The following is a 16,649-nucleotide window of genomic DNA, read 5'->3' as shown; positions in this document are numbered from 1 at the left end:
ATGAGTAAACTATACCTGGTTCCCACTCCCATAGGCAATCTCGAAGATATGACCTTCAGAGCAGTAAGGATATTGAAGGAAGCTGATGTGATCCTGGCGGAAGATACCCGTACAAGTGCACCGCTACTTAAACATTTCGGGATAGAAAAGAAAGTATTCGCGCATCATCAGCATAACGAGCACAAGGCGAGCAGCGAGATTGTACGCTTCCTTAAGGAGGGGAAAATGGTGGCCCTCATCTCTGATGCCGGGACGCCTGCGGTATCTGATCCTGGTTTTTTTCTGGTGAGGGAGGCGCTGAAAAATGAAATTCAGGTTGAATGCCTGCCCGGCCCCACAGCTTTTGTACCCGCGTTGGTTAATTCGGGACTTCCGACCGACAGGTTTACTTTCGAGGGGTTTCTGCCGGTCAAGAAAGGACGGCAAACGCGTTTGAAGGAGCTGGCGGAGGAAGACCGGACAATGATCTTTTACGAATCACCCCACCGCCTTCTGAAGTCGCTCGAAGAGCTGGCAGCTGTTCTGGGCGAGGAGCGACAGGCATCTGTGTCGCGGGAGCTTACCAAGGTGTTTGAGGAAACCGTTCGGGGTACTCTTCCTGAAATTAAAAACTATTTCGAGACCCATACATTAAAGGGAGAATTTGTAATTTGCGTTGGCGGAAAAGGCAGAACTTAAAACTTATATAAAAACGAAATGAGCTTTGAACAATATTTAACTGATGAGCAGGATCCCAAAACAGCAGAGAAGGTTTTAGGGAAATTGAATGACATGCTCACTCCCGGCGAACAGATGTTATACCTGGCCGTTCAGAAAAAGCCAGCCATGAATCTTATTCCCGACTCTGTAATAGTGACAGACAAACGTATTGTTTTCTGTATCCCGGGCAATCTGGGCCTGACTACCAACTTTGAGATCTTCTCGTGGAGGGATGTGAAGGAGGTGTCTTTTAAGGAAGAATTCTTTGGAGCCAAATTTACGGTGGTGCCCATGAAGGGCGAGAACTTTACGGTCGACTATATTCCTAAAGTGCAGGCGCGGAAACTATATCAGTTTTCGAACAGACAGCTTGAGAAGGTAAAAGAACAACTGCATCAGGAGCAGCAGGAGAAGGAAATAAAACAGGCAGCATCCGAACCGCCAAAGAGCCAGATCGTTCCTGATTCTGTGCCGGTGCCACCTGCGATTTCTGCCCCTCCAATAGTGTCTGAACCGCTACCTCCGGTATCCGCTTCATTAAATGACCCGGAAGATGAGGTGACACTAAAGTTGAAAAAACTAAAGACTTTGTTCGAGAAGCAATTGATTTCGTCGGACGAGTACGAGGCAAAAAAAGCAGATATCTTATCTCAGTTATAACGTGAAAAGAAATTATCTCCTTGGTTTTGTCAGCGCCTTTCTATTGTGGTTGGCCTGGCCTCCGATGCGTTTTACGGCGCCATTGCTACTGATCGCTTTTGTGCCCTTGTTAACTGCGGCAGAAGATATTATCCGGTCGGATTCTAAGAAGAAAGGGAAGAAGATCTTCTGGCTGGCAGGCGCAACTTTCTTTGTTTGGAATACTTCCTGTATCTACTGGGTGTTCAACTCGCTGGATGCGGTTAATCCAGCCTGGGTTGCGGCACTGATCTCACTGATCCCCTTTGGCCTTGCCGCTGTGTTGATGACCCTCGCATTCTGGTTATATTATCGTTTGCGAAGGAGCTTCTCCAAGGTGGTTAGCTATGCAGGTTTGATCAGTTTCTGGATCGGGTATGAATACCTGCATCAAAGCTGGGATCTTGCTTTTCCCTGGATGACGCTGGGCAATGGCTTTGCTGAAGCACATAGTTTGATCCAATGGTATGAATACACCGGTGTTTACGGAGGAACGTTATGGGTGCTTATTGCCAATATACTGGCTTTTGAACTAGCCTCTCAAAAGGAGAATACTGCTACCGGATATGCGATGAAGAAAAGGCTCAGCCTGGTACTCGCCGCCTGGGTTATTCTTCCAATTACCATTTCGCTGGTTATTTATACTAAATATCAGGAGAAGACTAATCCGGCTAATATCGTAGTGGTACAGCCCAACGTTGACCCGTATATGAAATGGGGGGCTATTCCTGCTGATGTGCAGGTGCAGCAGCTTATTCGACTCTCCGACTCACTCGGTCAGCCCAATACGGAATATTTTATCTGGCCGGAAACTTCTATACCCCAACCTATTGAGGAAGATGAAATAAGAGGAAATGTTAACTTTCTCACTGTACAGAACTTTTTGAGTAAGTATAAGAACGGGAACGTGCTGACGGGTATTGAAAGCTACCTATTGTACGATATGGCTAAGACTCCTACGGCGAGGTTTGAAGAACGCATGGGGAAGTATTCTGATATATTTAATACAGCAGTGAATATTGAGAACTCGTCAAAGGTCCAGTTCTATCATAAGTCGAAACTGGTACCAGGAGTAGAACAAATGCCTTTTGCCACGGCGCTTTCATTTCTTAAACCTGTTTTTGCTGCTTTCGGCGGTTCGTCAGGAGGCTTTGGCAAGCAGGATAAGCCTTCTGTTTTTTATACCCAGAGCGGGATGGGAGTCGCTCCCGTTATTTGCTATGAATCTATCTGGGGAGAATATGTTGCTAAATATGTAGTACAGGGGGCGCAATTTATCGCTATTGTGACAAACGACGGCTGGTGGGGGAATACCTCGGGAAAAGATCAGCATATGGATTATGCAAAACTGAGAGCGATAGAAACGCGCAGATGGGTAGCGCGATCGGCAAACACAGGAATCTCCTGCTTTATAAACCAACGTGGTGATATCACCAAAAAGAGTAAGTGGTGGGAAGCAACTGCCTTGAAAGAAGATATAAACCTAAACGACGATATTACGTTCTATGTTAAACATGGCGACTATATCGCCTGGGCCGGCACTATTGCCTGTGGTATCTTTATTCTCCTGCTGACGCTGAGGCGACTTTTCGGTGGAAAAAGGTAGTACTCTTTCGCTTTATAAAAACGGCCAGGTATCAGAAGATACCCGACCGCTTGCTTAACCCTCATCACCCAACCTTTGTCTTTCTATAGAAAATACTATGGTTTCAATTAGGGTTATATGATTAACAATAAATTGAAAGAGAATGTTTCGTTTGTGAAATCAGAAATGATAAAGCAGGCGGAAAAATCGTATAAGGAAGGTTAGCTTTGGCTCCTGCCATACCGGTTATCTCTATACGAGGTGATTGCAGGAATACCCGTTAATTCAAAAACTGCTGGGTTTCTCCTTCTGATAACTTTTCCTTTATGGAGTCTTCCCGTGCGATCATGTCTGCAAGACTTGTTTCGGTAAGGATTTTCAGGGTCGCATCGCGGACATCTTTCATGACGTCTCTTATACCGCAGTAAAGCTCGCTGGTGCACTCTTCGCAGCGTTCATAGAAGTTAAGGCTTACACAGGGAAGTAAGGCAATGGGACCGTCTATCACCCGTATAATAGCAGCAAGTTTAATCTCTTCTGCTTTTTTCATCAGGTAATACCCGCCGCCGGCGCCTTTCTTACTACCCAGAAAGCCGTTTCGTTTCAGTTCCAGCAGGATTGCCTCCAGGAACTTTTTAGGCAACTGCTCCCTGGCGGCGATCTCTGAAATAAGCATCGGCTTATTCTCTTTATTTCGTGCCAGAGCCATCAGTGCTTTTACAGCATATTTTGTTTTTTTTGTGAGCAAAGCAAATTAAATAATTGAACAAATATAGTGTTTTCTGTAAGATGCAATCATAAAGCATCCCGGCAATTTATAATCTATTTTAGTATGTAAGAAAGAATGAAATAACCGGCAAACATAAAGAAGACAGCAGCTCCGGCATATAGCAGTATCGAAAGTAAAGGTTTCCTATAACGTTTTTTTTCGGGAGCCAGAACGCGGGTGATATGATTAAGCTGTCGTACTTTGTCTGAAAAATCGCCTTTAAGGGTATTGCGGATCTTTTCCATATTATCCAATACATTCTCTATTTCATCCGGAAACGTATCGTTCAGCACTTCCTTCACTCTTTTGGCAATGGTGGGGGATTTGCCGTTTGTAGAGATAGCAATTTTGAGGTTCCCCTTTTGTACAATAGAGCTCAGGTAAAAGTCGCAATATTGGGGCTTGTCGGCCACGTTCGTTAAAATCCTCTTTTCTTTACAGCAGGCATGGATCGCTGTACTCGCAGCCTTGTCGTTGATCGCTATAATGACCAGGTCGATCCCCTCCAGGTCTCCAGGCCGGAAAGCCCTCTCCTCATAAGGGATGCCGTGTTTTATAACGATATCCTTAACATCTCTGCTTATTTCTGTTGCCACGAGTCTGATCCTGGCCTGTGGACTGTTTGCCAGCAGAGCCGACAGTTTCTCTAGCGCAACGTATCCTCCTCCAACGAGCAGAAGATCTAAATTCTCAAGCTTCAGGAAAACCGGAAACAAGGGGTTGAAGCTACGCGATTCCGGTTGTTTCGCTGCAGGTGCCGTCATTTGCTCCGGGGCCAGCGAATTTGTTTTGCCTTCGGCCTGCGCCGAAGGTTTTTCCGGTTGCTCCATTTTGCTCATTCTGATTTCCTCCAATCGCTTTTATCTCAATACGAATATCGCAATAATGACCAGACTAAACAATCGGATTAGCCTTCCGACAGTTGCATCGCCCTGTATTCAGTAAGCTGCTGATTGAATAACTGTGACTGCTGCAAATAGTATTCCGCGAATTCCCGTGTTGGTTCCTGCTGATTCAGCTGGTATACCAGGTCATGAAAACCAGAGGTGAGTGCGAATTTTCCTGTATCTATAAAATGCAGGTCAAAATCTCTTACAATTCCAGCCTGAGTATTGGTCTTTATTCCTTCAGAAACCAGTAAGGCCTTGGCAGAGTTAATAAATCCGGTATATGCATGATAGATAGAATCTGCATACTCGCCCGTTTCAAAAGCCTCTGCGCTCCATTGAATCCTTTCTTCTGCTTCATAAAGAAGGGTGGCTACAAGATCAATCATTACACTCGCACATTCGCCAATGCCGATTGCTGGCTTGTAAGGCTCAGTGTGTTCCCAGTCGATAAAATCCTCGGGCGTAACATTTTCTGCACTGGCAAGAGGATGTAAAAGGTCGTAAAAGTAGATTTTCCCCTGCCTGTTATAATACTGATTAAACAGCTCTCCTTCTGTGGCGTTGCTTAAATAATCCTCTAAAAGAGCTCGCAGCACCTGGGGACCCCGTTTGCTAGGTACCTTTATGATTTTCTCGGATGCTACGCCATGTCCGTCGCCAGTTGGTCCACCACCCAGAAGCACCTGCAGGGCAGGAGCGACAAGCTTTCCTATTTTCATGCTCGATCCATGGAATCCAATGGCCGACATAGCATGCTGTCCGCAGGCATTTATACATCCGCTGATCTTGATAGTAATGTCCCTGTTGTAAATCATTTCGGGATATTCTTCGGCGATCACTCTTTCTAATTCTCTGGTAATCCCGGTGCTATTAGAAATTCCGAGGTTACAGGTATCTGTACCCGGGCAGGAAGTGATATCAGCAAGGCTTTCGAAGCCGGGAGTAGCCAGGCCAAGTGCGTTCAGTTTTTCAAATAAGTAAGGGAGGTTTTCTTCTTTAACAAAGCGAAGCAGAATACCCTGCGTATTTGTAAGTCGTATATCATCGGCAGCAGCTTCATGGACGATCTCTGCAAACTTGCGTGCTACCGGAGTCTTAATATCACCGTTCTGAACTTTAATTCCTACAGAAACATACCCTTCCTGCTTCTGAGGGAAGATGTTGGTGCGAAGCCATTGCTCAAATTTCAATGGGTCTTTAATTTCCGGGGCAGGAAACACAGTGACAGGCAGCGTAAGCTCATCTGACGGCCGGTTAATTTTATATACTTTGTTTTTAAGAGCAAGTCTTTCTTTCTCGGCAAGTTCGAGGAAAGCTTCTTTTCCTATGTCCTGTATCAGATATTTCAAGCGCGCTTTATTTCTCTTTGCACGCTCGCCATAGCGGTCGAATACACGGATTACGGATTCGGCAAACGGAATGAGAAGATCCTCATGCATGAAATCTGTTACTTCTTCAGCAATATGCGGCTGGGAGCCTAAACCTCCACCCAGCATAACTTTAAACCCGCGTATTTCCTCTCCGTTTTCGTATTTTACTTTTGGCACGAAACCAAGATCATGCATAAATGCATAGGCGGTATCCGATTCGGAAGAAGAGAATGCAATTTTAAATTTGCGGCCCATGTCCTGGCAAATCGGGTTCCTTAAAAAATATTCGAAAAAAGCATGAGCGTAAGGCGTAACATCAAATGGCTCATTAGGATCTACACCAGCCATTGGCGAGCCTGTTACGTTCCTGACGGTATTTCCACAGGCTTCCCTGATTGTTACAGAGTCTTTTTCAAGCTCCGCCCACAATTCTGGAGTCCTTTCAAGGCTTACAAAGTGAATCTGAATATCCTGACGTGTGGTAATATGAAGGTTTCCTGTAGCAAATTCATCGGATACATCAGCAATTCTGTACAGCTGTTGTATAGTTAGTCTGCCATAAGGAAGTTTTATCCTGACCATCTGTACGCCAGGTTGCCTTTGTCCGTAAACACCACGTGCAAGTCTCAGACTACGGAACTTTTCTTCATGTATTTTACCTTCTCTGAAAAGTCTGATCTTTCTCTCAAGTTCTATAATATCCTTCTGTACGAGCGGGTTTTCCAGCTCAGTTCTGAAACCTTGCATTCTCTATAGAGTTAATAGTTTTATCAAAAGTAATGAATTCAGGCCTCTTGCCGAAATTTTTTTAGCTTTTGACTGCGGTGGCGTCAGTTATTAGCTTCCTTTCCACTTTTACCCTTTCTGCTTTCAACTTGGTCTTTCTTCGCGTATCTTTAGGTTAAAATACATTTATGAGTGAAATTAATATTCCCCGTTTAGATCTGAATGATTATGTAAACGGTACCCCAGAGCAGAAGCAGCGGTTTTCGGCGGACATAGGCAAGGCTTTCACCGAAACAGGCTTTGTGACTATCGCCAATCATGGCTTATCGCAGGCTTTAATGGATGAACTATATTCAGAGGTTAAGAAGTTCTTCGCATTGCCTGATGACTTAAAACGGAAGTATGAAAAACCTGAGCTCGCCGGACAGCGTGGTTACACTTCGAAGGGCCGGGAGAAAGCAAAAGATTCAAAAGTTGCCGATTTGAAGGAGTTTTGGCAAAGGGGGCAAACAGTTCTGGATGGTGATCTCATAAAAGAGCTATATCCTGACAATATTGTGGTTGAGGAGCTTCCCCGGTTTAATGAAGTAACGCTCGAAGTTTATCAGCAGCTTGAGAATGCAGGAAGGCACCTGTTGAAATCAATATCGGTATTTCTTGGCCTGGAGGAGGATTATTTTGAGGATAAAGTACATAACGGTAACTCTATTCTGAGGGCAATTCATTATTTCCCCATAGAAGATCCTGCCTCCCTGCCACCTGATGCAGTACGCGCCGGGGCGCACGAGGATATTAACCTGATTACACTGCTGATTGGAGCCAGTGCGGATGGTTTGGAGGTGCTAACGCGACAGGGCGACTGGTACCCGGTAAAGGCGCAGGCGCAGGATATTGTAGTGAATGTAGGAGATATGCTGCAGCGTTTAACCAATAATAAATTGAAGTCCACTACTCATCGCGTAGTAAATCCTCCCGTTGAATTAATGAGGACTTCGCGGTATTCGGTGCCATTTTTTCTTCATCCTAAAGTAAGTATGGATCTTACCTGTCTGGATATTTGTGTAGATGAAAACCATCCTAAGGCATATTCCGATATGACCGCAGGGGAATACCTCGATGAACGCTTACGACAGATAGGACTAAAAATGTAACGGCGCTTAAGCGCCCATTTCCTTTCTGATCGCTTGTTCCAGCTCGGCGGGACATTGTGTGCCAATAATATATTCCAGACCGTCTCTGTCGGTTAGGCTGATGGCTTCTTTGCCTCCTGCGTAAAAGCGGATCTTCCCTTTTGTATGAAGGTTGTAAACAGGATTGTTGATAATGTAAGAGCTATATTTAGTTCTCTCTACTTTAACAATGCTATTTAAGTCAATCTTGACAAGCCTGGTAGTCCACAGTCCATCGAGGATCACACTCTGATTTTTAACGGTAGTACGGTAGTGAACCATAAAAAGCATAATCACAGAAACGATCAGGATTGAGCAGCCCACAACGAGAAACAGATCGCCGTTTCGTTCACGCTCATAGTTTATATAATAAGCGGTGAAGCAGAATAAGATCATCACAAGCCTGATACTTATTCTGTTATAGTCTCTTCCGAGGTATTGTTTCTCGGTAAACGTGGCCTTGCTGCTCATGTGTATTAAGATTTTCTAAAATAAAAACTCTATTTGTAGGAGGGGTAATTTTATACCGGTCGTCTGTACGGAACCCCACGATCCAGAGAATATCTCCGTTTCCGTTTTCAAGCACCGGCACATTTTCTTTAGAGAAAAGCGAAAGCTTTAAACTGGTAAAAAGATCACTAACTTTCTTTTTGCCCTTCATTCCGAATGGATAAAAGAAGTCCCCCTTTTTCCATAGACGCAACTTGAGGGGGAATTGTAACAGATCTGCGTCAAAAAAAGCGATATCATGCCGGGTAGGAATAGTCAAACCATGCGTCGTTTCATATCTGCTTTTGAAATAAAGGTGTTTCCATTGAATGGCGTTTTCATGCTCCTCTATCAGAACCTCGTGTGTTTCCGGCCTTTCGTTACTCTTTAAGATCAGTTGCTGACGATCGAGAAGCAGCGTATGTGTCGGCGACTCAAACTTCTTTCCCGACTGCCCGTCCCAGGCTTGAACAAGGTCATCAAGCACGGGTTCTTCAAAGTTATATGGCTTAAAAAGTTCAAAAAGCAATAGTTTAAGAGGAGTAAGGGCCTTAAGTTTACCAATTGGAATATACGTTTCTCCTTGCTTGCCAGCTTCGAACAACGTACGTCTCAGAGAGCCGGCATGTATATTCAGGAATTCTTCTATATCTTCAAAGCGACGGCTGTTAGACGCAAAAGTTTCGTCGAGACCGGGATTCAGCTCCCGGAGATGAGGAATTACATTCAGCCTGATTTTATTGCGGGCATACTTCACTGAAGAGTTTGAACTGTCTTCCCTGAATTGAATATTATTGGAACTTACATGCTCCTTTATTTCCTCGGAAGAGAGGAACAACAATGGGCGGATAATATTTATACGCTTTGGCCGGATGCCATGCAGTCCTGAAATACCCGTTCCGCGAACGAGATTAAGAAGTATTGTTTCTGTGGCATCACTTTGGTGGTGTGCAACTGCGATATACTGATACCCATATTGTATGCGCATTTCTTCGAACCAGTTATAGCGAAGCTCGCGTGCTGCCATCTGAATGGAAATGCGATTTTCCTCTGCGAAGGCAGCCGTTGCAAAACGAACAGTGATGAAGGGTACATTAAACGCTGATGCGAGCTCTCTAACGAAAGTTTCATCGTCGTCAGACTCTTTTCCGCGCAAACCAAAATTGCAGTGTGCTATACCAAAGTTTAGTTTAGCTTCGTTAAACAAATGTGCCATTAACACAGAGTCACGGCCTCCGCTTACTGCCAGAAGCACTTTTTCCGGTTTCAGGAAAAGCTTATTTCTTTGGGTGAACTCCAGGAAGCGGGCAATGGGTAACATTTTCCAAAATTATATATTTACAGCCGGAAATCGGCAATATGAAATTTTGATATGATAATTATCATTCGAGTGCCTGATCCTGTGATAACATGTTCGCATCGAAGAATTTTATCTACTTTTGCACGGTGAGAAAAATCGTTTTTCTTTTATTCTTATTACTAACTGCTTTACAGGTTGCTGCCCAGAGGCGAAGTCAGATACAACTTACCAGTTCGGAAAAGCTGAAAGGCGTTGGAACGAATACAGCCCGTTTTATAAGGCCTGTATTTGCTCATGAGGGTTCTACATTAGCGGCCGACAGCGCTGATTATAATCAGGCAGGTAATGCCTTTGATGCCTTCGGCCACGTTGTTATTACCCAGCCCGACGGGACGGTGATATATTCCGACGTTTTAAATTACGATGGTAACTCGCGGGTTGCGATTTTAACCAATAACGTGAGGATGGTTGATAATGATGCTGTTCTAACAACGAATCATCTTACGTATAATATGGGTACCCGCATCGGGACGTACATCGGAGGAGGAAAGATTGACAATGGGCAGAACGTATTGACCAGCAAGAACGGTTACTATTTTGCCAGTTCGAGAGATGCTTATTTCAGGTACGATGTGGTAGTCAACACTCCCGATGCTCTGATTAAGACGGACACATTGAAGTATAACAGTACTTCGAAGATCGCCTGGTTTTTCGGACCGACGAATATCCAGGGCAAGGGTCAGAATAAACAGTCGAAGCTGTATACAGAAAATGGCAGTTACAATACGCTTACCGATCAGGCCTGGTTTGGGAAGAAGAATCTTTACACAGAGGGTAGTAAATCATTAAAGGGCGATAGTTTATATTATGATGGAAAAGCAGGTTTCGGTAAGGCAATCAATAATATAACATTCCTCGATACGGTGCAAAAGGTCACGTTAAAAGGCGATCAGGGCATATACCGGAAAAAGGATGAAAGCGCTCTGGTAACAAAGAATGCGTATGTAATTATTGAAACAGAACAGGATTCTGCAAAAGTAGATTCAATATGGATGGCCGCGGATACTCTTATTACGAAGCTGATTCCAATGAAGGAATTTGTACCTGCAACAAAGGAAGAGTTGAAGTCGGATGCCGAAATAGCGGTGGATCCGGTTGTGGAAGGCGAGGGGATCGTTGTTCCGAAACAAAGCGATACACCTCCGCCTGCAGCAAAAGTAAATCCTCCCGCGACAAGGGATACAAAGCCGCAGAAGCGAAGAGGGTTGTTCAGGAAAAAGGAGAAGCAACCTTCGATCCCGGAGAGTGACTCCACCAGGACGGACACGCTAACTATGAAAGCGAAGCTCCCTGTGAAACCTGATTCTCTTTCGGTTCACACGGATTCTGCATTGCATGCGCCCGACACTATCGCTAAGAAGGTAAATATTCAGCAATCAAAAGCAGATACATCTAAAAAAACAAGCTTGCATAAGGACTCGGTTGATAAAAAAGTAATCAGCCCCGCAGATACGGCTAAAACAAGGGCTATCTATGCCTTCCATAATGTGAAGATCTTCAAATCGGATTTGCAGTCGCGCTCAGATTCTGCATTCTATAGTTATGCCGACTCGATCATTCGTTGTTATAAGAATCCGATAATATGGACGCAAGGATCTCAACTAACTGCCGACACCATTTATATGCAGATGAAGAACAGGAAGCTGGATAATATGCTCCTGCAGCATAATGGTTTTGTGGTTAGTGCCGAGGGCGATTCTACCAAGTTCAACCAGGTAAAGGGTAAGGTTATTACTGGTGTTTTTAAAGATAATAAATTAGAAAGCATGTTCGTGGACGGGAATGCCGAGAGCGTTTATTATTCGATAGAGGACAGCGCCTATACAGGAATGAACAGGTCGTTGAGCAGTCGCATGAGGCTTACCTTTGGAGATAATAAACTGAAACAGGTAATGTTTGTCCGGAAGCCTGAAGGGAAGTTTTATCCGATAGAGAAGATGCCGAAGGATATCGAAATACTGGATGGTTTTATATGGAAACCCAAGGACCGGCCAAAGTCTAAAGAGGAGATCATACCGGCATTACGGCGAAAAAAAGCTTCATCAAAATCGACGGGCGTGCCGAAGAAGAAAGTAACAAATGTGCCCGCGAAGACAAATAATCCGGCAGGAAAGAAGGGTGAAGTTAAAGTGACAAAGCCGGAAGTAAAAGCACCCGCTGCCCTCCCGTTAAATAAAATTGAAGGATCGGATAGTACGAACAGGAAACAGGACTCGGTAGTCAGGAAATAGGCAGATACATGGCATTATATCTTGTTTAGAAAACTGATCAGTGCGTTTACTGCCTGCCCCCGGTGACTTATAGCATTTTTTTCGTCCGGATCCATCTCAGCAAAGGTTTTTGAATATCCCTCGGGTGTGAAGATAGGGTCGTAGCCAAAACCATCAATGCCTGACTTTTCATGGGCAATTGTACCTTCAACAGTACCCTCGAAAAAGTATTCTTTCCCGTTTATTATTAACGAAATTACGCAACGGAACCGGGCTTTTCTGTCTTCTTTGCCTTTCATCTTTTCGAGTACCAACTGAAGATTCTTTTCAGAATCTCTTGTTCCCGAATACCGGGCGGAGTAAACCCCAGGGTCCCCGTTCAGTGCGTCGACCTCAAGTCCTGAATCATCAGCAAAACAATCCACTTTAAAATTAGCAGCGAGATAATGGCTTTTTTGAGACGCATTTTCCCGGAAAGTATGTCCGGTTTCGGGAATGTCGTCAAAGCATCCGATTTCTTCCAGTGTTTTAAGCTTAAATCTGTTGCCTGTTAATGCCTGAACTTCTTCAAGTTTATGCTTGTTGTTTGTCGCAAATATCAGTGTTCTCATTACTGTCCGTTGTTAGCGTGTTAAAAGGTGTTCAGAAAGGTGAGGGTGATGAGGAATGCACCACCGGGTTATAACTTTTTCATTTCGTTCCAGAAAGCCCTCTTCCTGTTATTGTTGTTGAGCATTTCTGCAAAGCTATCGGTAAACAGTACGTTCATTCCTTCAAATGATGTAACGGCGTTTTGGGGTATTTCATTCAGTTGTAACCGATCGGGAGTAACTCCGAGTAAAACCAGGCTATTGCATGCAAAGTATTCTTTTAGCTGACGCCATGTAACGGAAGGGTACTGTGCAATATTTACGATCGCAACATCTTTGATCTCCATTTTCTTAGCGAGCAGAATGGTGGTGAGCGTGTCCAGCTCGCCCGAAGGCATAAGTTTCTGATTAGAGTTATCGTGCAATAGCAGCATGTACCGGTTGTTTTCGCCTTGGTAATCAAACACAGGCATGGGCTCCTCCTCTTTTTCGGTGGAAGGCGCGGTAACGACAGGGGCAGCATCCTGTAATTCATCCACACTGAAAATGTCTTCAGTCATCAGGAAGTGAAGAGCGAGAGGGTGAGATGTTTTCAGTTCTGTCATGCAGCAAAAATAATAATCTGTTTCTGTTAAAAATAGTTAAATCGGTGTTACCTTATTAAGGTGATGAGAATTTAAAATTACCTTTAGGCCGGGAAAATGGGGTTATTTCTTATGGTGAAATAAGAGATTATATCAGTATTTTCGCGAAGTTTAAATTGTAAATAAATAATACAGAAATAAATACCGTGTATATACAGGCAATAATACCGCCTGTCATGCTATAACGTACTAAAAACATAATGAAAAAAATCTCAGGGATAATTATTGTATTACTTGCTTCTGTTAATGTTCTTTTTGCTCAGAGTACCACTATTAATAAAATTGTTGCGGTTGTGGGAGATAATATCATTCTTCAGTCTGATATTGAAAGAGAATATTCGAACTATATTTTACAGGGAAATCCTCAGAACCCGGAAGTGAAATGCCAGGTATTACAGCAGATGCTTACGCAGAAGCTTTTAACTCAGCAGGCTGTAATTGACTCTGTGACGGTGACAGACGATGAAGTGACAAATGAAGTAGACCGCAGAATGCGTGTTTTTGTACAAAGAGCAGGCGGGCAGGAGCGTCTTGAACAGTTTCTGAATCGTTCTGTTATTCAGTACAAAGATGAAATACGCCCGGATGTAAGGGAGCAGCTGGTGGCAAACAAGATGCACAGCAAGATTACGGAAAATGTGGGTATCACCCCGCTGGAGGTTAAACGCTATTTTGAGTCAATTCCAAAAGACAGCCTTCCGGAATATAATGCGGAGGTGGAAGTAGGAGAGGTAGTTGCTTATCCGAAGCTTACCAAAGCTGAGAAGGAATCGTTTAAGAATAAAGCTGAAGCCTTGCGTGCGCGGGTGAAGGCTGGTGAAGATTTTGCGACACTGGCGCGTTTATATTCTGAAGATCCTGGTTCTGCTGCCGAGGGTGGCGATCTGGGCTTTTTTGACAGGACAGCTATGGTGAAGGAATTTTCTGCCCTGGCTTTCAAACTTAAGGCGAATGAATTATCGCAGGTGTTTGAATCTGATTTTGGCTTCCATTTCCTTCAGGTGTTAGAGCGCAGAGGAGAACAGGTTAGAGCCCGCCACATATTAATTAAAATAGAACCTACAGCAGCAAGCCTTGAACGGGCAAGGTTACATATTGACAGTATTTATCAAAGCGTAGCAGCCAAGAAAATTCCGTTTTCAACCGCCGCATCACTCTACTCCGACAACAATGATACGAAGTATAACGGTGGAATGATTATGAACGCGGAGAACGTTCAATCGCGTACTACATATATTCCAACGGATAAATTAGATCCAACAATATTTTTTGCTATTGATACGATGAAGGTAGGCAAGTATTCGAAGCCTTTCCCTTTTACAGCGAGAGATGGCAAAAAGGGCTATCGTTTTGTATATCTGAAGTCTAAAACAGAGCCACACAAAGCAAGCCTTGATAAAGACTTTCCCAAGATCAAGGAAATCGCTTTTGATGATAAAGTTGGGCGGACAGTGAGCGAATGGTTTGAAAAACGCCGGGAATCCACTTATATTAAAATAGATCCCGAGTATCAGTCCTGCTCAGACCTGAGTATGTGGGTATCTAAATAGAAGATTAAGTTACGGATGACATACAGCTCGGACATTGAAGGAATTGATGCATTAAGTGCTTCATACAATGAGATAAGGAAGGAGATTGGCAATGTCATTATAGGGCAGGAGGATGTTGTTAAATCTGTACTTATCTCGATATTCAGCAATGGGCATTGTCTTTTAGTAGGCGTGCCGGGACTTGCAAAAACACTTCTGGTAAACACACTGGCGCGGGTACTGGATCTGAGTTACAACAGGGTGCAGTTTACTCCCGACCTGATGCCTTCGGACATTCTGGGTTCTGAAATTCTCGGCGAAGAACGTGTATTTAAGTTTCTTAAGGGGCCGGTATTCTCTAATATCATTCTGGCCGACGAGATTAACCGCACTCCCCCTAAGACGCAAGCCGCTCTATTGGAAGCTATGCAGGAAAAGATTGTAACCGTTGGAGGTACAACCTATCCGCTGCCCCGGCCTTTTTTTGTACTGGCTACTCAAAACCCTATTGAGCAGGAGGGAACCTATCCCCTTCCGGAAGCTCAGCTGGACCGCTTCATGTTTAATGTGTTGTTATCTTACCCTTCTTTTGAAGAAGAACTGAGGGTGGTAAAAAACACGACTGCCAACAAGCAGGTGGAACTTCGAAAGATCCTGAACGCCGAAGAGATTGAATATTTTCAACGACTGATACGCAACGTGCCGGTAACCGACCATGTTCTTGAGTATGCCGTCTCTTTAGCTGCCAGAACCCGCCCGGGTACTACACTGGCTACCGAAGAAGTAAACAAGTATCTCAGTTGGGGAGCAGGGCCGCGAGCTTCACAATATCTGGTGCTGGGCGCTAAATGTCATGCAGCGATATCGGGAAAATACTCTCCCGACATAGAAGATGTTCAGGCTGTGGCAGAACCCATTCTCAGGCATCGTATAGTGAGAAACTATAAAGCCGAAGCAGAAGGGATATCGGTTGAGCAGATGATAAAAAGACTTTTGTAACAGATCTCAGCTTTTCGCTTTCACCTTTCTGCTTTTACCTTACTCAGCTTCAGTAAAGACTTCCATGATGACATTCCATTTATACCCTGGCTGGACTTCCCATATCCGGATGTAATTGTATTTCTTGGCAAGAATGGTTGCATTGCCGTACGTGTAGGCAATTTCGCCGCTATAGGAACGGTCGGCCTTTACCGGTTCTGTGATGGCCTTATATCCTTTCGTTTTCCAGAACTCCATTATTGCTTTTTTACCAACTACAGGTTCGTTGCCCGGAAATAGCAGCCAGCTGTTATCAGTCAGGAACTCATTCTGTGCAATCTTGTTATCTGCTTTTGTAATGGTTGCAAGCAGCTTATCCGAGCTAAATACAATATCTTCACGTTGCTGAAGTCGTGTGTTGGAGCGCTGATGAAGAAAAATTTCGTTTCGGGGGTTGATATATAGCCTCTTGAGCTCTGCTGAAGGCTTTTTATGGGATACTCCGGCGTCCATCGCCAGTTTCCATACATTTTTACTGTTCTTTTTCCATACGGAAACATAGGTGCCGTAAAACGCTTGTGTGTCGCTTTCTCTTTGTTTAAATATATAGGGTCCGGCGGTAAAGCCCCAGTCGCCACTCTTGGAGATCTTGGCATATACCGGGTCAAGGCTCAGAAAGCCAATGCTGTCAGGCTGATCTTTATAAAATTTCTGGGCCGGCACAGGATTGGGCCTGAATGCGACGGTACTATTGTCGGACACGGAAAGGAAAGCTTTTTTTAACCCTTTTTCTTTTACCAGGGCGTTAAAATAATTTTCGGCAGCCAGGAGCTGGCTCACTTTGTCAGCGGTATTCTGAGAAAAGACATTTGCAGTTAGTAAAAGCAAGAATAAAAAGCTGAAAGATAATCTCATTAATGTTCTTTATAATGTATGTAATATACACTGATTAAAAGCGGGATA

Annotated in this window: 15 protein-coding genes; 7 read left to right on the top strand and 8 right to left on the bottom strand. The window is 44.1% G+C overall.

Going from position 1 to position 16,649, the window contains the following annotated elements; all coding sequences use genetic code 11:
* Genes rsmI through lnt form a run of 3 tightly spaced genes read left to right on the top strand, consistent with a single transcriptional unit; the run spans position 1 to position 2,983 of the window.
* A complete protein-coding gene (rsmI, locus tag BDE36_RS22210; RefSeq protein ID WP_141816733.1) occupies positions 1-678 on the top strand; it encodes a 16S rRNA (cytidine(1402)-2'-O)-methyltransferase in 678 nt (225 codons plus the stop codon).
* Positions 679-696: 18 nt separating this feature from the next.
* Positions 697-1,359 (top strand): PH domain-containing protein, encoded by a 663-nt coding sequence (locus BDE36_RS22205; RefSeq protein WP_141816732.1) that lies wholly within the window; start codon positions 697-699, stop codon positions 1,357-1,359.
* A gap of 1 nt (position 1,360) precedes the next feature.
* Positions 1,361-2,983 carry an apolipoprotein N-acyltransferase gene (lnt, locus tag BDE36_RS22200; RefSeq protein ID WP_141816731.1) on the top strand — a complete coding sequence of 541 codons (1,623 nt, stop codon included), beginning with the start codon at positions 1,361-1,363 and terminating at the stop codon, positions 2,981-2,983.
* A 259-nt stretch (positions 2,984-3,242) separates the two neighbouring features.
* On the opposite strand, the gene BDE36_RS22195 is transcribed toward lnt, so the two are convergent.
* The 3 genes from BDE36_RS22195 to BDE36_RS22185 all read right to left on the bottom strand — a co-directional run bounded on the left by BDE36_RS22195 (position 3,243) and on the right by BDE36_RS22185 (position 6,738).
* Positions 3,243-3,710 carry an RrF2 family transcriptional regulator gene (locus BDE36_RS22195; RefSeq protein WP_128770818.1) on the bottom strand — a complete coding sequence of 156 codons (468 nt, stop codon included), beginning with the start codon at positions 3,708-3,710 and terminating at the stop codon, positions 3,243-3,245.
* A gap of 74 nt (positions 3,711-3,784) precedes the next feature.
* Positions 3,785-4,561, bottom strand: coding sequence for a precorrin-2 dehydrogenase/sirohydrochlorin ferrochelatase family protein (locus BDE36_RS22190; RefSeq protein WP_244939639.1), 777 nt, complete (start codon positions 4,559-4,561; stop codon positions 3,785-3,787).
* Between the two features lie 77 nt (positions 4,562-4,638).
* Entirely contained in the window at positions 4,639-6,738 is a 2,100-nt protein-coding gene (locus tag BDE36_RS22185; protein WP_141816730.1) for a HEPN domain-containing protein, read from the bottom strand.
* Positions 6,739-6,905: 167 nt separating this feature from the next.
* On the opposite strand from BDE36_RS22185, the gene BDE36_RS22180 reads away from it, so the two are divergent.
* Positions 6,906-7,868 carry an isopenicillin N synthase family dioxygenase gene (locus BDE36_RS22180; RefSeq protein ID WP_141816729.1) on the top strand — a complete coding sequence of 321 codons (963 nt, stop codon included), beginning with the start codon at positions 6,906-6,908 and terminating at the stop codon, positions 7,866-7,868.
* Between the two features lie 6 nt (positions 7,869-7,874).
* Here the strand turns inward: BDE36_RS22180 and BDE36_RS22175 are convergent, their stop codons facing one another.
* A complete protein-coding gene (locus BDE36_RS22175; protein ID WP_128770815.1) occupies positions 7,875-8,357 on the bottom strand; it encodes a hypothetical protein in 483 nt (160 codons plus the stop codon).
* Positions 8,305-9,696 (bottom strand): tRNA lysidine(34) synthetase TilS, encoded by a 1,392-nt coding sequence (gene tilS / locus BDE36_RS22170; RefSeq protein ID WP_141816728.1) that lies wholly within the window; start codon positions 9,694-9,696, stop codon positions 8,305-8,307. Before tilS ends, BDE36_RS22175 begins: the two co-directional genes overlap by 53 nt.
* A 125-nt stretch (positions 9,697-9,821) precedes the next feature.
* Between tilS and BDE36_RS22165 the strand changes: the two genes are divergently transcribed.
* A complete protein-coding gene (locus BDE36_RS22165; protein WP_161987781.1) occupies positions 9,822-11,966 on the top strand; it encodes an OstA-like protein in 2,145 nt (714 codons plus the stop codon).
* A 14-nt stretch (positions 11,967-11,980) separates the two neighbouring features.
* Here the strand turns inward: BDE36_RS22165 and BDE36_RS22160 are convergent, their stop codons facing one another.
* Positions 11,981-12,556 (bottom strand): non-canonical purine NTP diphosphatase, encoded by a 576-nt coding sequence (locus BDE36_RS22160; protein WP_141816726.1) that lies wholly within the window; start codon positions 12,554-12,556, stop codon positions 11,981-11,983.
* 68 nt (positions 12,557-12,624) lie between these two features.
* Positions 12,625-13,140 carry a hypothetical protein gene (locus BDE36_RS22155; RefSeq protein WP_141816725.1) on the bottom strand — a complete coding sequence of 172 codons (516 nt, stop codon included), beginning with the start codon at positions 13,138-13,140 and terminating at the stop codon, positions 12,625-12,627.
* 239 nt (positions 13,141-13,379) lie between these two features.
* Between BDE36_RS22155 and BDE36_RS22150 the strand changes: the two genes are divergently transcribed.
* Positions 13,380-14,729, top strand: coding sequence for a peptidylprolyl isomerase (locus tag BDE36_RS22150; RefSeq protein WP_141816724.1), 1,350 nt, complete (start codon positions 13,380-13,382; stop codon positions 14,727-14,729).
* A gap of 15 nt (positions 14,730-14,744) precedes the next feature.
* Positions 14,745-15,707: an AAA family ATPase gene (locus BDE36_RS22145; protein ID WP_141816723.1), complete on the top strand. Its 963-nt coding sequence runs from the start codon at positions 14,745-14,747 to the stop codon at positions 15,705-15,707.
* Positions 15,708-15,746: 39 nt separating this feature from the next.
* Here the strand turns inward: BDE36_RS22145 and BDE36_RS22140 are convergent, their stop codons facing one another.
* Positions 15,747-16,601, bottom strand: coding sequence for a hypothetical protein (locus BDE36_RS22140; RefSeq protein WP_128770808.1), 855 nt, complete (start codon positions 16,599-16,601; stop codon positions 15,747-15,749).
* Positions 16,602-16,649: the final 48 nt, after the last annotated feature.

Source organism: Arcticibacter tournemirensis, from assembly GCF_006716645.1.
GTDB classification, from domain to species: Bacteria; Bacteroidota; Bacteroidia; order Sphingobacteriales; family Sphingobacteriaceae; genus Arcticibacter; species Arcticibacter tournemirensis.
The sequence above is the reverse complement of the archived record's forward strand: the minus strand, read 5'-3'. Positions and strand labels throughout refer to the sequence as shown.

Coding starts and splice junctions, on each gene's coding strand:
- rsmI (WP_141816733.1), top strand. CDS start 1: ATGAGTAAACTATACCTGGTTCCCACTCCCATAGGCAATCTCGAAGAT.
- BDE36_RS22205 (WP_141816732.1), top strand. CDS start 697: ATGAGCTTTGAACAATATTTAACTGATGAGCAGGATCCCAAAACAGCA.
- BDE36_RS22190 (WP_244939639.1), bottom strand. CDS start 4,561: ATGGAGCAACCGGAAAAACCTTCGGCGCAGGCCGAAGGCAAAACAAAT.
- BDE36_RS22185 (WP_141816730.1), bottom strand. CDS start 6,738: ATGCAAGGTTTCAGAACTGAGCTGGAAAACCCGCTCGTACAGAAGGAT.
- BDE36_RS22180 (WP_141816729.1), top strand. CDS start 6,906: ATGAGTGAAATTAATATTCCCCGTTTAGATCTGAATGATTATGTAAAC.
- BDE36_RS22175 (WP_128770815.1), bottom strand. CDS start 8,357: ATGAGCAGCAAGGCCACGTTTACCGAGAAACAATACCTCGGAAGAGAC.
- tilS (WP_141816728.1), bottom strand. CDS start 9,696: ATGTTACCCATTGCCCGCTTCCTGGAGTTCACCCAAAGAAATAAGCTT.
- BDE36_RS22160 (WP_141816726.1), bottom strand. CDS start 12,556: ATGAGAACACTGATATTTGCGACAAACAACAAGCATAAACTTGAAGAA.
- BDE36_RS22155 (WP_141816725.1), bottom strand. CDS start 13,140: ATGACAGAACTGAAAACATCTCACCCTCTCGCTCTTCACTTCCTGATG.
- BDE36_RS22150 (WP_141816724.1), top strand. CDS start 13,380: ATGAAAAAAATCTCAGGGATAATTATTGTATTACTTGCTTCTGTTAAT.
- BDE36_RS22145 (WP_141816723.1), top strand. CDS start 14,745: ATGACATACAGCTCGGACATTGAAGGAATTGATGCATTAAGTGCTTCA.
- BDE36_RS22140 (WP_128770808.1), bottom strand. CDS start 16,601: ATGAGATTATCTTTCAGCTTTTTATTCTTGCTTTTACTAACTGCAAAT.